We start from the raw sequence: 12,764 nt of genomic DNA, 5'->3' as shown, positions 1-12,764 counted from the left end.
GCACATCCGTATTCGCAGCGTTATCGGAGAATTGAAGCATTCACTCGAATTGATGACTAAATACGCCCAAACGTGAAGCCTGTCGGAGTTGCCGCCCGATGAGTGATCGAGAACCATTCCTCCGACGCGAATTCGCCCCTGATTCTGGTTTTTTCGAGGAGCAAGAAATATGGGAGCTCTCCAACAAGGATTGGCCGCCGCCTGGTCGGCCGTGGCCACCTTCGTCCCGAAGCTGGTCGTCTTCCTGATCCTTCTGCTGGTCGGATGGCTGATCGCCAAGGCGGTCTCCAAGGCAGTGCAGATGGCGTTCAAGAAGCTGGGATTCAACAAGCTGATCGCCAAGGCCGGACTCGGTGATATGACGTCCGGTTCCGGAATCGACGTCGGCGAAATTCTGGTCAAGCTGGTCTACTACTTCATCCTGCTGATCTTCCTGCAGCTGGCGTTGAGCGCGTTCGGCCCGAACGCGGTCAAGGACCTCATCGACCAGGTCGTGCTCTTCCTGCCGCGCATCGTCGTCGCCGTGGTCCTGGTGCTGGTCGCCGCCGCCATCGGCCGCGCCGTGGGCGACCTGATCCGCAGCTCGCTGGGCAACCGCCCGGTCGGCCCGCTGCTGGGCAAGATCGCATTCGGATTCATCCTGGCGCTGGGCATCATCTCCGCGCTCAACCAGATCGGGATCGCGGTCACCGTGACCACCCCGGTGCTCATCGCCGTGCTGGCCTCGGCCGCGGGCGTGATCATCGTCGGCGTCGGCGGCGGCCTCATCCAGCCGATGCAGCAGCGCTGGGGTCGCTGGCTGGCCAACGCCGAGTCGCAGTTCTCCGCGCAGGGCGGCCAGCAGGCCGGTCAGGGGCAGCAGGCCGGCACCGGTCAGGGGCAGCAGGGGCACAGCGGCACCCTCTGACGCAAGTCCGGAAGATCGGGGCTCACCCATCGGGTGGGTCCCGATTTTTCATTCTCCTGGCCGTTCCGGGCCGCGCCGGAACCGGACATCATTGGATCTCGGGATCTGCTTGGGGGTGATCACCGGTGGCGCTACCGCTCGTGTGGCTCGCCGACGTCCTGCGCGCGGCCGGACTGGCCGTCGTGGAGACGCCCGGCTGGAAGGAACGCACCGCCTCGGGGCAGCAGCCCGCAGCGATCGGAGTGCTCGAACACCACACCGCGACCTACGCCTCGTACGAGAACCCGGCGCCCACGGTGCAGATGTGCATCGACGGGCGCGAGGACCTCGCCGGACCGCTGTGCCACGCGGTGATCGGCTTCGACGGGGTGGTGCACGTGATCGCCGCGGGCCGCGCCAACCACGCGGGCAAGGCCAAGGCCTCCGGCCCGAACCCGGCCGGTGACGGCAACACCCTCTACGTCGGTTTCGAGTGGGACTACCAGGGCGTCGAGCAGGGGCCGAGCCCCGAGCAGTACGGCGCGGCGCTGACCGCGACCGTCGCGGTGCTGCGCCATCTCGGCCGACCGCTGGAAGCCGCGCGCGGGCACAAGGAGACCAGCGTCACCGGCAAGATCGACCCGGGCCACGTCGACATGGACCGCTTCCGCGCCGACCTCGTGACCAAGGACCAGGAGGACGAGATGACCCCGGAACAGGACGCGATGCTGCGGCGCCTGGAGCACGAGCTGCTCGGCCCGCGCGGACCGGAGGGGCAGATCCAGGGATGGCAGACCGCGGTCGGCCCGCGCACGATCGTCGCGATGCTCGTCGACCTGGTCAACGACATGGCCGCCGACAACCAGAACCCGCAGGCGGCACCGCCCGCTCCGCAGAACGGGTTGCAGGGGCCGGAGGCGATCAAGGCGGCGTTCGAGGCGATGCCCGCCGATCAGGCCGCGCCGCTGCTGGCCGAGCTCGTCCGCATCCAGCAGCAGCGCCAGCCGGCGCCCGGTGCTTAGGGGCTGGTGCTACCCGCACCGCCGAGCGAGGTGAGTCCGAAGCGGTTCTAGACCGCGCGGCGCTTCTGGGCGCGCTCGTCGCGGCGGTTGAGCAGTCGCTTCACCAGAGCCGGTTGCTGGGCTAACGCCTCGGGCTCGTCGAGCAGCCGGTTCAGGCGCTGGTAGTAGCGGTTCGGAGAGAACCCGAAGCGCTCCTGGATCACGCGTTCCTTGTTGCCCTGGTACTGCCAGTGCTCCAGTTCGAAGGCGAGGATGGCGCGGTCGGTGTCGTTCATCCGGCGTTCCCCCCTCGTTCAGCTTCGGACGATCAAGTCTAGGCGATCGGGGTACGCGTGTTCGATCGGCCATCGGTGGTGTCGGCGTGTTGTGATCCGACCCACGTGGGGCCCGCGGAACAGATCCACCGGAGCAGGATGTTGCGCAGTGCAGTACGAACTCGTGCGCTCCGGGGTCGGTGGAACTCCGAACCGGCGGTGAAAGTCCGCGAACCGGCACCTCCGCGGGTGCCGGCCGATCCGGTGGAATTCCGGGACCGACGGTCATAGTCCGGATGAGAGGCGCGCACGGGCCACCGCGACGCGCGAATCCGGGCTGGTCGAGCCGTTTTCCGCGGCTCTCGCGGTCGCCCGCGCACACCCCGGCGCACCCGGCGGGAGGAGCGGGCGTGCAAGCGGTGGCGGAATGGCTGCTCGGCAACGGGATCACCGTGCTGGGCCAGAAGATCTCCTGGGCCGAACTCGTCGGCCAGCTGTGCGCGCTCGCGGTGGTGTTCCTGGCGCAGCGGCGCTGGGTGGCGACGTGGCCGGTGCAGGTGGCCGCGACCGTGCTGCTGTTCGCCGTCTACGCCTCGGCTCATCTCGGCGGTCTCGCGGTCCGGCAGGTGGTGATCCTGCTGATCTCGGTCTACGGCTGGTGGGCGTGGAACCGCCGCACCGACCCGGTTTACGGCGTCGCGATCCGCAAGGCCACCGGCGTCGAGCGACTGGTCCTGGTCGCGTTCCTGGCGGCGGGCACCTCGGCGTTCGCACTGCTGCTGAGCGCCTTGGACGCCTCGTGGGCGCCGTGGCCGGACGCGTGGATCTTCATCGGCACGGGCGTCGCGTTCTGGGCGCAGGGCCGCGGTCTGGTGGAGTTCTGGCTGGTCTGGCTGGCGGTCGACGCCGTCGGCGTCCCGCTGCAGCTCGCCTCCGGCCTGCACTTCAGCGCCGCCATCTACATCGTCTTCGCCGCCCTGGTCGTCCACGGCTGGTGGACCTGGACCCGCGCAGCCCGAGCTCAACGCACCCTCACCACCGTCGCAGACGGTTGATCAGGTCAGGCGTTCTCGTTGCTGCGGTGCTGGTGCAGGCCCCGGTGGCCTCTCCACCCGCTCGGGTGCGACGCCGCCGGGGCCATGTGCGTTCTGCGGTCAAACCCCACGTCGAAGACGGGTGAGGACTGCTTCGGTCACTCCTCGGGTGCCGCAGGTGGGGGTGCCGTCGGGGTTGAGGCGGACGGCGCCGTCGGCGTAGGCGGACTCGACCGCGGCGGTGATGCGGCGGGCGGTGCCGGTGGCGCCCACGTGGTCGAGCAGCATCGCGGCGGTGAGCAGCTGCGACGTCGGGTTGGCCTTGTCCTGCCCGGCGATCGACGGGGCGCTGCCGTGCACGGGTTCGAAGTAGGCGGCGTCGTCGCCGATGTTGCCCGACGGGCACGTCCCGAGTCCGCCCGCGGTCGCCGCGCCGAGGTCGCTGAGCATGTCGCCGACGAAGTTCTCGGTGACCAGCACGTCGAAGTGGCCGGGGTCGGCGACCAGGTCGTGCGCGGCGGCGTCGGTGTAGCGGTGGTCGGCCTCGACGTCGGGGTGGTCGGCGGCGATCTCGTCGAAGATGTCCCGGAAGAACGCGAAGCTGCGCAGCACGTTGCTCTTGTCCACGCAGGTCACCCGGCTCACGCCGTCCTTCGGCGCGCCGGAACGCGCCCGCGCGGTCTCGAAGGCGAACCGCACGATCCGCTCGACGCCGACGCGGGTCATGAGCAGCTGGTCGCTGGCGGCCCGCTCGTTGCGCACCCCGCTGCCGCGCGAGAGGTAGAGGCCCTCGGTGTTCTCCCGCACGATCACGTAGTCGATCCGGTCGACGTCCGCGCGGATCCCGGGCAGCAGCCGCACCGGTCGCACGTTGGCGTAGGTGTCGAGCCCGTTGCGCAGCACCCCGCCGAGCACCCCGGCCTCGGTCCCATCGGGCTTGCGCACCTCGGGCAACCCGACGGGCCCCTTCAACACGGCGTCGTACTCACCCCGGAACCGCTCCAAAGCCCCGGCCACCAGCGGCTCCCCGGTTTCCAGGTAGGTCCGGGCGCCACCGGCCTCGAACCCGAACTCGACGTCCAGCTCGTCCAGGGCCGCAGCAGCCGCCAGCACCTCCCGAGCGCTGGCCATCAGCTCGGGCCCGATCCCGTCCCCGTCGACACACGCGATACGCACACCCCCACCCCACCACACCCGACGTCCCGCGAACTCCACCCCGAAACCGGTTTCACAGCCCGGGGCACGTCCCCCTCGCACCACCGAACCGCACCCGGACCAGGTGGTTCACGATTTCAACGGAAATCGGACCTCCGACTTCCATTGAAATCCGAAAACCCGGGTGCCCGCGGGACGACGAAGGCCCCGGTGACCTCCGCCGCGGGGGCGGGGTGACCGGGACCTTCGGGGTGATCGTTCGGGTCAGGAGACGCCGGGGTCGGAGGTCTGCGGGCCTGCTGCCTGGACGTCGTCGATGCGGTACTTGCGGGCGGCCTCGACGACCGTGGCCTGGTCGATCCGGCCGCTGCGGGCCAGGGCCGCCAGCGTCGCGACCACCGTCGACTCGGCGTCGACGAGGAACACCCGTCGCGCCGCGGGGCGGGTGTCGGAGAAGCCGAAGCCGTCCGCGCCGAGGCTGACCATCTCGCCCGGCACCCACGGCCGGATCAGGTCCGGGACGGCCCGCATCCAGTCGCTGACCGCCACGACCGGGCCCTCGGCCTGCGACAACGCGCGGGTCACGTAGGGAACCTGCGGTTCGGCGCCGGGGTTGAGCAGGTTGTGCCGGTCGGCCTGCTCGGCGTCGCGGCGCAGCTGCGCCCACGACGTCGCCGACCACACGTCGGCCCGCACGCCCCAGTCCTCGCCGAGCAGCCGAGCGGCCTTGATCACCTCCGGCAGCAGGACGCCCGAGCCCATCAGCTGGGCGCGCGGACCGGACCCGGCGGGCGCGGCCTGGTACCGGTAGAGCCCGCGCAGCAGCCCGTCCACGTCGAGCCCTTCGGGCTCGGCCGGCTGCTGGTAGGGCTCGTTGTAGACGGTCAGGTAGTAGAAGACGTTCTCGGCGTTCTCGGCGAACATCCGCCGCAGCCCGTCCTTGACGATGTGCGCCACCTCGAACGCCCACGCCGGGTCGTATGCCACCACCGCCGGGTTCGTGGCCGCGATGAGCTGCGAGTGCCCGTCGGCGTGCTGCAGGCCCTCACCGGTCAGCGTCGTGCGCCCCGCCGTGGCGCCCAGCACGAACCCGCGCGCCATCTGGTCGGCGGCCGCCCAGAACCCGTCGCCGGTGCGCTGGAAGCCGAACATCGAGTAGAAGATGTAGACCGGGATCATCGGCTCGCCGTGCGTGGCGTAGCTGGTGCCCGCGGCGGTGAACGACGCGGTGGAGCCGGCCTCGTTGATGCCCTCGTGCATGATCTGCCCGGACTCGCTCTCCCGGTAGGCCAGCATCAGCTGGTAGTCCACCGGCGTGTAGAGCTGGCCGTGCGGGTTGTAGATCTTCTGCGACGGGAACATCGAGTCCATGCCGAAGGTCCGCGCCTCGTCCGGGATGATCGGCACGATCCGGCCGCCGATCTCGCTGTCCTTGGCGAGGTCCTTGAGCAGCCGGACGAACGCCATCGTGGTGGCGACCTCCTGCTTGCCGGAGCCCTTGCGGATCACCTCGTAGACCTTGTCGCCGGGCAGCACCAGCGGCTTGGGCCTGGCGCGGCGCTCCGGCAGGTACCCGCCGAGCTGACGACGGCGTTCCTGCAGGTACTGGATCTCCGGCGAGTCCTGCCCGGGGTGGTAGTAGGGCGGCTCGTAGGGGTCGAGCTGCTCGTCGGAGATCGGGATCCGGAGGCTGTCGCGGAACAGCTTCAGGTCGTCGAGCGTCAGCTTCTTCATCTGGTGGGTGGCGTTGCGGCCCTCGAAGTGCGGGCCGAGGCCGTAGCCCTTGATCGTCTTGGCGAGGATGACCGTCGGCTGCCCGTGGTGCTCGGTGGCCGCCTTGTAGGCCGCGTAGACCTTCCGGTAGTCGTGCCCGCCCCGGCGCAGGCCCCAGATCTCGGCGTCGCTGAGGTGCTTGACCATCTCCTTGGTGCGCGGGTCGCGGCCGAAGAAGTGCTCGCGCACGAACGCGCCGTCGTTGGCCTTGTAGGTCTGGTAGTCGCCGTCGGGGGTGGTGTTCATCAGGTTGACCAGGGCCCCGTCGCGGTCGGCGTGCAGCAGGTTGTCCCATTCGCGACCCCACACGACCTTGATCACGTTCCAGCCCGCGCCGCGGAAGAACGCCTCCAGCTCCTGGACGATCTTGCCGTTGCCGCGGACCGGTCCGTCGAGCTGCTGCAGGTTGCAGTTGACCACGAACGTCAGGTTGTCCAGACCTTCGTTGGCGGCTACGTGCAGCAGGCCGCGCGACTCGGGTTCGTTCATCTCGCCGTCGCCGAGGAACGCCCACACCCGCTGCTGCGAGGTGTCGGAGATGCCCCGGTCGTGCAGGTAGCGGTTGAACCGGGCCTGGAAGATCGCGTTCATCGGGCCCAGGCCCATCGACACCGTCGGGAACTCCCAGAAGTCCGGCATCAGCCGGGGGTGCGGGTAGGACGGCAGTCCGCCGCCGGCTCCGGCGTGCGAGTGCTCCTGGCGGAACCCGTCGAGCTGGTGCTCGCCGAGCCTGCCCTCCAGGAACGCCCGCGCGTAGATGCCGGGGGAGGCGTGGCCCTGGATGTAGAGGTGGTCACCGCCGCCGGGGTGGTCCTTGCCGCGGAAGAACCAGTTGAAACCCACCTCGTAGAGGCTCGCCGACGACGCGAACGAGGAGATGTGCCCGCCGACGCCGATGCCCGGCCGCTGCGCGCGGTGCACCATCATGGCCGCGTTCCAGCGCATCCACGCCCGGTAGCGGCGTTCGGTCTCCTCGTCGCCGGGGAACCACGGCTCCTGCTCGGTGGGGATGGTGTTGACGTAGTCCGTGCTGGTCAGCGAGGGGACTCCGACGCCGCTCTCGCGGGCGCGCTGCAGCAGCCGCAGCATCAGGTAGCGGGCGCGCTGCTGCCCGTTGGCCGACAGCACCGAATCGAAGGACTGCAGCCACTCGTCGGTCTCCTGCGGATCGATGTCGGGCAGGTGGGAGGCCAGGCCGTCCCGGATGACCCGGACCCGCTGGGCGGGGACGGCGTCGTGAGTGGCGTCGTTGTTGAGCGCGGACAAGGGAACTCCTCGACTACGTCGGGATTCGTGGCAGGGTGTGGCGCCGGACGTGACATCCGACACCCCCCATGTTCCCCCATGTGCGGGCCCGATGGGCGCATCCGAAATCGACGACGACGCACCGCAGGCTGTTGGTGCGGGCGAAGCCGGTCTAGAGTCGGACATCAACGCGTTGCTACGGCGTGTCGTGCGCCTAGCAGTTGCGCCGGTGGCGGTCCGCAGTGTTCGCTATCGGCCAGGTTTGGAAGACGTGCGGGGCCAGGGGTCATCGCACCGGTGCATTGGAGGAGTGAGCAAACCGTGGTCGCCGCGGGAGACGCCGGTAAAGGCGAAGCCGACGTCGCCGAGAGGCTCGACATCGAGCCGGAGATGGTTGTCCAGGAAATCGGCTGGGACGAGGACGTCGATGACGACGTCCGGGCCTCGATCGAGGAGCGTTGCGGGAGCGATCTCCTCGATGAAGATGCCGACGAAGTGGTCGATGTCGTGTTGCTGTGGTGGCGCGAAGACGATGGCGACCTCACGGACACGCTTCTCGATGTGATGACGCCCCTGTCCGATGACGGGGTCATCTGGGTGATGACCCCCAAGACCGGCCGCGACGGGTACGTCGAACCGGCCGACATCGCCGAGGCCGCCTCAACGGCGAACCTGGCGCAGACCGCGAACGCCAGCGTCAGCGAAGGCTGGATGGGCACCCGGCTGGCGTACCGCCGGGCCAAGGCCCGTCGCTGAGTCGATTCGTGCTTGGAACCGTGGGCACCGATGTCGCCATCGGTGCCCACGTTCGTGGCCCCACTTCCCTCGCGCCGTGTAGGTTCGGCCGGGACAAGGTCATGTCGAACTGGAGGGTGCTCTCATGACTGTTGAGGTCGGTGCGCAGGCGCCGGACTTCACGCTGCCCGACTACAACAAGGAAAAGGTCTCGCTGGCCGATTTCCGGGGCAAGAAGAACGTCCTGCTGGTGTTCTACCCGTTCGCGTTCAGCGGCGTCTGCCAGGGCGAGCTCTGCCAGGTCCGCGATGACCTGAGCGACTTCGAGAACGACCAGGTTCAGGTCATCGGCGTCTCGGTGGACACCCCGTTCTCGCTCAAGGCGTGGGCCGAGCAGCAGGGCTACACCTTCCCGCTGCTGTCGGACTTCTGGCCGCACGGTGAGACCGCCAAGGCCTACGGCGTGTTCAACGACGCCGCCGGCATGGCCAACCGCGGTACCTTCCTCATCGACACCGAGGGCAAGGTCCGCTTCGCCGAGGTCAACCAGCCCGGCGAGGCCCGCGACCAGAACGTCTGGAAGAAGGCCCTGGCGGAACTCACCGCCTGAGTCCTCCCGGAACAGGTGGTCGACCGGCCCGAACACGGGCACAACACCCCGGTATCCTTACCGGGGTGTTCGCCCGGCAAGCGCCGATCGATCACCCCAGGGGCGCATAGCTCAGCGGAAGAGCACTTGCCTTACAAGCAAGGGGTCGTTGGTTCGAACCCAACTGCGCCCACTCCTGAATTCCAGCTCAACCGGAACGCCGTCCGCGTTTCTCTCCCGCTGTCGGAATGTGCGACTCCGGTTCGATCCCGTCGGTTCTTAGTGGTGACTGCTGGTCACGCTGTCATGCAAAGAGCGCACGTGGTCGCTCGGCGAGAATTCGCCGAGCGACCACGTGCGGTCACCTGGGCGTGGTGCTGTTGGTCGTGGGTGATCTGCCGGTCAGTTCTGTCCAGGTGGTGCGTGACCGGCGGGGTTCTGGTTCTCGCTGTTCTGGGTCAGGCCGCTTCCGGTGCAGCTGGGCTGCTGTCCACCGGGTTGGTGCCCGCCGTTGTTCACGCACGAAACGGGCTCTTCCGTGATTTTCGCGGAGGCGACACCCGCGGGGACCAGGATCATCCCTAGTGCCGCCGCCGCAGCACAGAATCCTGCGGCAATTCGCTTCCTAGTCATTCTGCACTTCCTCGTGCGAAATCATTCACCGCTCGTCTCCTGGAACGGGGCAAGCACCTTTGAGCGTGCTCCCCTCCGGAGGTGGCGTCAACGATGAGTGAGCGGAAAACGATTGCGCATTTCGGTTCGAAGCGCATTTCGAATTGTCAATTTCCACCACCTTCAGCAGCAGCGGCCGTTGAACGTCCACAGCCTCACCGCGTGAGCGACTGGATGCCTGCCACGAGGGACCACACGCCGAGGGCCAGGAGCACGAGGGTGATCGGGAACAGGACGTTCAGCCAGGTCGTCGAGGCGGCTTCGCTGCGGCCGGGGTCGTCGGGGTCGTACACGACCGCGATGTCGCTCTTGCGGCCAGGCGCGCGGAACCAGGGCGTGTCGGCGCCGCTGCGCTGCTGTCCCGTCGCGTCGGTGTAGCGGTAGTGGACGGTCGTCCGGGTTTCGCCGTCGTTGCGCCGCTTCGTCCGCACCGACGTGACGGTGCCGGTGACGCGGGTCCAGGTGCGGCGTCGGGCGCGGGTGCGCACCAGCATGATCAGGACGAACGGGAAGTGAGCGGCGAGGACCAGGCCCAGCCCGATGAAGAACCACGCGTCGCCGCTGCTCATGCCGATTCCGATCTCGAAAGGCCGTTGTCGCCGGTCACCTTAGCCGGACGGCGGACCCGATCAGCGCGGTTCTACGAGATGTGGGCCAGGGCAGCCCAGAAGGCGGTTCGGGCGCCTTCGGCCGGTACCGTGCCCGGGTCGGGGCGCCAGTCGGTGGCGTACACCGCGCCCGGGTCGACGAGCTCTCGATCGCCGATGAGCCTGGTGAAGTCCTCGAAGGTGCGGTGCCGGGCTGCGTTCGTGGTGCTGGAGTACAGGCGGTCGATCTCGGCGACGCGCTCCGGGGTGTCGTAGTGGTCGGTGATGTGCGAGACCGCCAGGAAGCTGCCCGGGGCGACCGCATCGCAGTAGGCGTCGAGCATGCCTGCCGGGTTCTTGGAGTCCGGGACGAAGTGCAGCACCGCGACCGCCAGCACCGCCACGGGCTCGCTGAAGTCCAGCAGGTCGGCGACGCCGGGGGACTTCAGGACTTCCTGCGGATCTTGGAGGTCGGCTTGGGTGACGGTGACCGCGGAGGTGTCCGACAGCATGCGCCTGGTGTGCGCGACCGCGATCGGCTCGATGTCGACGTAGGCGACCCTCGTCGACGGGTCGATCGCGTGCGCGATCTCGTGGACGTGGCCGACCGTGGGAATGCCCGATCCCAGGTCGAGGAACTGCCTGATGCCGGCGTCGAGGCAGAACCGGACCGCGCGTTGCAGGAACGCCCGGTTCGCGCGGGCGCCCGGGATCATCGTGGGGGTCACCTGCACCGCCCGGGCCGCGGCCTCGCGATCGGAGGCGAAGTTGTGCGAACCGCCGAGGTAGTAGTCGTACATGCGGGCCGCGTTCGGCGTCTCGACATCGAGGTCGTTCGCGTCCCAGCTGGGCGTCTCGCTCACGTTCCGGCCTTTCCTTCGGTGCCTTCCTCCGATCAGCTGATCGTGTCGATCACGGTGGTGTCAACGGTCAGTTCTGGACGGCGAGGCCCGCGCCGAGCGTGATGAGCGCGGCAGCGGAGGCGCCGGTGATGGTGCGCTGGATCTTCCGGCGCTGCAGCCACGTCTGCACCCGGCCGAGCACCGCGATCAGCAGCACGTACCAGGCCAGCGAGAGCAGGCAGAACAGCCCCGCGAGCAGCGTGTGCTGCGCCAGGGTCGGCATGCCGGGGAGCGCGAACTGCGGGAACAGGGCCAGGTAGAACGCGGCGACCTTCGGGTTGAGCAGGTTGCTGAGCAGGCCCTGCCGGAACGCCTGCGCGCTCGCCAGGCTCGGGGCCGCGACCGCCGTCTCGGGCTTCTCGCTCCGGCGGGTGAGGCTGATCAGGGCGCGAACGCCCAGGTAGATCAGGTAAGCCGCGCCCGCGAGGCGGATCGCGTTGTAGAGCGGTCCGGACGCCTCCAGCAGCGCCGTCAGGCCCGCGACCGCGGCCGTGGCGAGGATCGTGTTGCCCGTCATGATCCCGCCGGCCGTGGCGGCAGCCCCCGGGCGGCCGGCAACAGCCGCGTTGCGCAGCAACAACGCCAGATCGGGGCCGGGAACGATGATGACGGCCAAGCACGCCCCGACGAACGCCACCAACTGCGCTGACACCCAAGCCCCCTCGACACCGATCCCGCGTGGCCGCCCCATGCTCCACGACGCGGTGCGGCATCGGAACCCGGTGGCTGCGCACTGTTCCGCGGCTCACGTTCGGGGGGGAGTGGGGGAAGTTTTCATGAAAACTTCCCCCACCCCCCCGAACGGGCGCGTCAGAGCGCTTCGGCGCGGACCACGTCGAGGTTGTGGAACGTGGGTTCGCCGTCGCAGAGGTCGCGCATGCGGTGCGAGAGCTCGTCGGTCTCGGGCAGGTTCGAGTTGTGGATCGCCTCGTCGTAGGACGGGAACTCCACGAACTCGAAGTAGGTGTCCGGCTGCTCGTGGTCCTGGGTGAGCACCGCGCGGGTCGCCGTCCGCTTGCCGCCGGTCCGGTCCTCCCACTCGTCCATGAGCTGGTTGATCTCGTCCTTCCGGTGGGTCTTGAACTCGATGAGCTGGACGAACCGCATCCCGTCCGACTCCGGTCGCACCTCGTTCTCGAGCATGCCGCGGAGCTGTTCGCGCAGCTCAGGGGTGTCCTCGTGGCCGTGTGCGGAGACCGCGTGCTCGACGGCCGCCCGGATCACCTCGTGCTCCTCGCCGCTGATGGTGAGCGAGCAGTTGATGTCACTGGGAGCCTTGCGGCAGTCCGCTACTTTCCTCGTCATCGTGATTGCCTCCTCGTGCTGTTCCGAGCAGCCAGGCGATCTCGCGCTCGTACTGCGCGGACGGATGCGTCGCGATCCCCTGCACCAGCCAACGGGGGTGCGCGCGAGTCCTGGTCCGCTCGATGTCGTGCGTGACGAGCCCGCTGATCCGCAGGTGGGTCACCGGGTCGACGCGCCTCGCGTCACCTGCGGCCTCGAGGAACAGCAGATGCCCCTTCCACCGCAGCACCCGGGCGATCTCCCGTGCCGCGAGGGCCGGATTCGCCGCGCGGGACAGGGCGAACCGGCACACCACGGCGTCGAACGACCGGTCCGGGAACGGGAGGTGCTCAGCGTCCGCGTCGATCTTCTCCGCGCGCAGCGGGAGATCCGATTCGCTCACCTCGGAGGGGAATTCGACCAGGGCCAGGTGGCCGAGGTACTGGTAGTCGGCAGGTCGGAGAGCCGACGCGCACCGATGTCGAGCACCCGCCCGGAGGCGCGCCGCGCGGCCTGCACGCGGAACCGCGCCAGCGGCCCCAACGTCGTGCGCACGCCGTCGTCACCCGGCGAAGCAAGCGCCCGGAGTTCTGTCATACCCGAACCCTCGCCGGAACCGAGCGAGA

At 68.9% G+C, this 12,764-nt stretch carries 14 protein-coding genes, 1 tRNA gene and 1 riboswitch; of the genes, 6 read left to right on the top strand and 9 right to left on the bottom strand.

Annotation, left to right across the window (positions count from 1 at the left end; all coding sequences use genetic code 11):
* Window positions 1-169 precede the first annotated feature (169 nt).
* Together REH65_RS10590 and REH65_RS10585 are read left to right on the top strand one after the other, a co-directional pair.
* The gene (locus REH65_RS10590; RefSeq protein WP_281457932.1) at window positions 170-907 is read left to right on the top strand and encodes a mechanosensitive ion channel family protein; all 738 of its coding nucleotides are present in this window, start codon (window positions 170-172) and stop codon (window positions 905-907) included.
* Window positions 908-1,032: 125 nt separating this feature from the next.
* Entirely contained in the window at window positions 1,033-1,908 is an 876-nt protein-coding gene (locus tag REH65_RS10585) for an N-acetylmuramoyl-L-alanine amidase (protein WP_406692291.1), read from the top strand.
* Window positions 1,909-1,955: 47 nt separating this feature from the next.
* Here REH65_RS10585 and REH65_RS10580 read toward each other — a convergent pair whose 3' ends face one another.
* Window positions 1,956-2,183, bottom strand: coding sequence for a DUF3263 domain-containing protein (locus tag REH65_RS10580; protein ID WP_281457930.1), 228 nt, complete (start codon window positions 2,181-2,183; stop codon window positions 1,956-1,958).
* A gap of 161 nt (window positions 2,184-2,344) precedes the next feature.
* Window positions 2,345-2,473: riboswitch (FMN riboswitch) on the top strand.
* A gap of 99 nt (window positions 2,474-2,572) precedes the next feature.
* Between REH65_RS10580 and REH65_RS10575 the strand changes: the two genes are divergently transcribed.
* Entirely contained in the window at window positions 2,573-3,217 is a 645-nt protein-coding gene (locus REH65_RS10575) for a nicotinamide riboside transporter PnuC (protein WP_406692290.1), read from the top strand.
* A gap of 99 nt (window positions 3,218-3,316) precedes the next feature.
* Here the strand turns inward: REH65_RS10575 and REH65_RS10570 are convergent, their stop codons facing one another.
* Both REH65_RS10570 and aceE read right to left on the bottom strand, forming a co-directional pair.
* Window positions 3,317-4,372 (bottom strand): isocitrate/isopropylmalate dehydrogenase family protein, encoded by a 1,056-nt coding sequence (locus REH65_RS10570; protein ID WP_406692289.1) that lies wholly within the window; start codon window positions 4,370-4,372, stop codon window positions 3,317-3,319.
* Window positions 4,373-4,615: 243 nt separating this feature from the next.
* Window positions 4,616-7,390: a pyruvate dehydrogenase (acetyl-transferring), homodimeric type gene (aceE, locus tag REH65_RS10565; protein WP_406692288.1), complete on the bottom strand. Its 2,775-nt coding sequence runs from the start codon at window positions 7,388-7,390 to the stop codon at window positions 4,616-4,618.
* A 300-nt stretch (window positions 7,391-7,690) separates the two neighbouring features.
* Between aceE and REH65_RS10560 the strand changes: the two genes are divergently transcribed.
* The 3 genes from REH65_RS10560 to REH65_RS10550 all read left to right on the top strand — a co-directional run bounded on the left by REH65_RS10560 (window position 7,691) and on the right by REH65_RS10550 (window position 8,886).
* Complete coding sequence (locus REH65_RS10560) at window positions 7,691-8,125, top strand: DUF3052 domain-containing protein (protein WP_093420851.1); 435 nt, start codon at window positions 7,691-7,693, stop codon at window positions 8,123-8,125.
* 124 nt (window positions 8,126-8,249) lie between these two features.
* Window positions 8,250-8,714 (top strand): peroxiredoxin, encoded by a 465-nt coding sequence (locus REH65_RS10555; protein WP_281457926.1) that lies wholly within the window; start codon window positions 8,250-8,252, stop codon window positions 8,712-8,714.
* A gap of 100 nt (window positions 8,715-8,814) precedes the next feature.
* A tRNA-Val gene (locus REH65_RS10550) sits at window positions 8,815-8,886 on the top strand.
* A 634-nt stretch (window positions 8,887-9,520) separates the two neighbouring features.
* Here the strand turns inward: REH65_RS10550 and REH65_RS10545 are convergent.
* The 6 genes from REH65_RS10545 to REH65_RS10520 all read right to left on the bottom strand — a co-directional run bounded on the left by REH65_RS10545 (window position 9,521) and on the right by REH65_RS10520 (window position 12,735).
* The gene (locus tag REH65_RS10545; protein WP_406692287.1) at window positions 9,521-9,934 is read right to left on the bottom strand and encodes a DUF3592 domain-containing protein; all 414 of its coding nucleotides are present in this window, start codon (window positions 9,932-9,934) and stop codon (window positions 9,521-9,523) included.
* A 71-nt stretch (window positions 9,935-10,005) separates the two neighbouring features.
* Window positions 10,006-10,815 carry an SAM-dependent methyltransferase gene (locus REH65_RS10540; RefSeq protein ID WP_406692286.1) on the bottom strand — a complete coding sequence of 270 codons (810 nt, stop codon included), beginning with the start codon at window positions 10,813-10,815 and terminating at the stop codon, window positions 10,006-10,008.
* A 67-nt stretch (window positions 10,816-10,882) separates the two neighbouring features.
* Window positions 10,883-11,506, bottom strand: a complete 624-nt coding sequence (locus REH65_RS10535; protein ID WP_406692285.1) for a LysE family translocator — start codon at window positions 11,504-11,506, stop codon at window positions 10,883-10,885.
* 158 nt (window positions 11,507-11,664) lie between these two features.
* A complete protein-coding gene (locus REH65_RS10530; protein ID WP_406692284.1) occupies window positions 11,665-12,159 on the bottom strand; it encodes a DUF1059 domain-containing protein in 495 nt (164 codons plus the stop codon).
* Window positions 12,119-12,541 (bottom strand): methyltransferase domain-containing protein, encoded by a 423-nt coding sequence (locus REH65_RS10525; protein WP_406692283.1) that lies wholly within the window; start codon window positions 12,539-12,541, stop codon window positions 12,119-12,121. The genes REH65_RS10530 and REH65_RS10525 overlap by 41 nt, the downstream gene beginning before the upstream one ends.
* Window positions 12,538-12,735 (bottom strand): hypothetical protein, encoded by a 198-nt coding sequence (locus tag REH65_RS10520; RefSeq protein ID WP_406692282.1) that lies wholly within the window; start codon window positions 12,733-12,735, stop codon window positions 12,538-12,540. The genes REH65_RS10525 and REH65_RS10520 overlap by 4 nt, the downstream gene beginning before the upstream one ends.
* Between the last annotated feature and the right edge of the window lie 29 nt (window positions 12,736-12,764).

It is taken from the genome of Saccharopolyspora sp. ID03-671, from assembly GCF_045278815.1.
Lineage (GTDB): Bacteria > Actinomycetota > Actinomycetes > Mycobacteriales > Pseudonocardiaceae > Saccharopolyspora > Saccharopolyspora ipomoeae.
Note: the sequence above shows the minus strand (reverse complement) of the source record. Positions and strands in the feature narration are given on the sequence as shown.

What these genes read in the sequence shown, in the direction of transcription:
- REH65_RS10590 (WP_281457932.1), top strand. Translation starts at nt 170, where the DNA reads ATGGGAGCTCTCCAACAAGGATTGGCCGCCGCCTGGTCGGCCGTGGCC.
- REH65_RS10580 (WP_281457930.1), bottom strand. Translation starts at nt 2,183, where the DNA reads ATGAACGACACCGACCGCGCCATCCTCGCCTTCGAACTGGAGCACTGG.
- REH65_RS10555 (WP_281457926.1), top strand. Translation starts at nt 8,250, where the DNA reads ATGACTGTTGAGGTCGGTGCGCAGGCGCCGGACTTCACGCTGCCCGAC.
- REH65_RS10545 (WP_406692287.1), bottom strand. Translation starts at nt 9,934, where the DNA reads ATGAGCAGCGGCGACGCGTGGTTCTTCATCGGGCTGGGCCTGGTCCTC.
- REH65_RS10530 (WP_406692284.1), bottom strand. Translation starts at nt 12,159, where the DNA reads ATGACGAGGAAAGTAGCGGACTGCCGCAAGGCTCCCAGTGACATCAAC.
- REH65_RS10520 (WP_406692282.1), bottom strand. Translation starts at nt 12,735, where the DNA reads ATGACAGAACTCCGGGCGCTTGCTTCGCCGGGTGACGACGGCGTGCGC.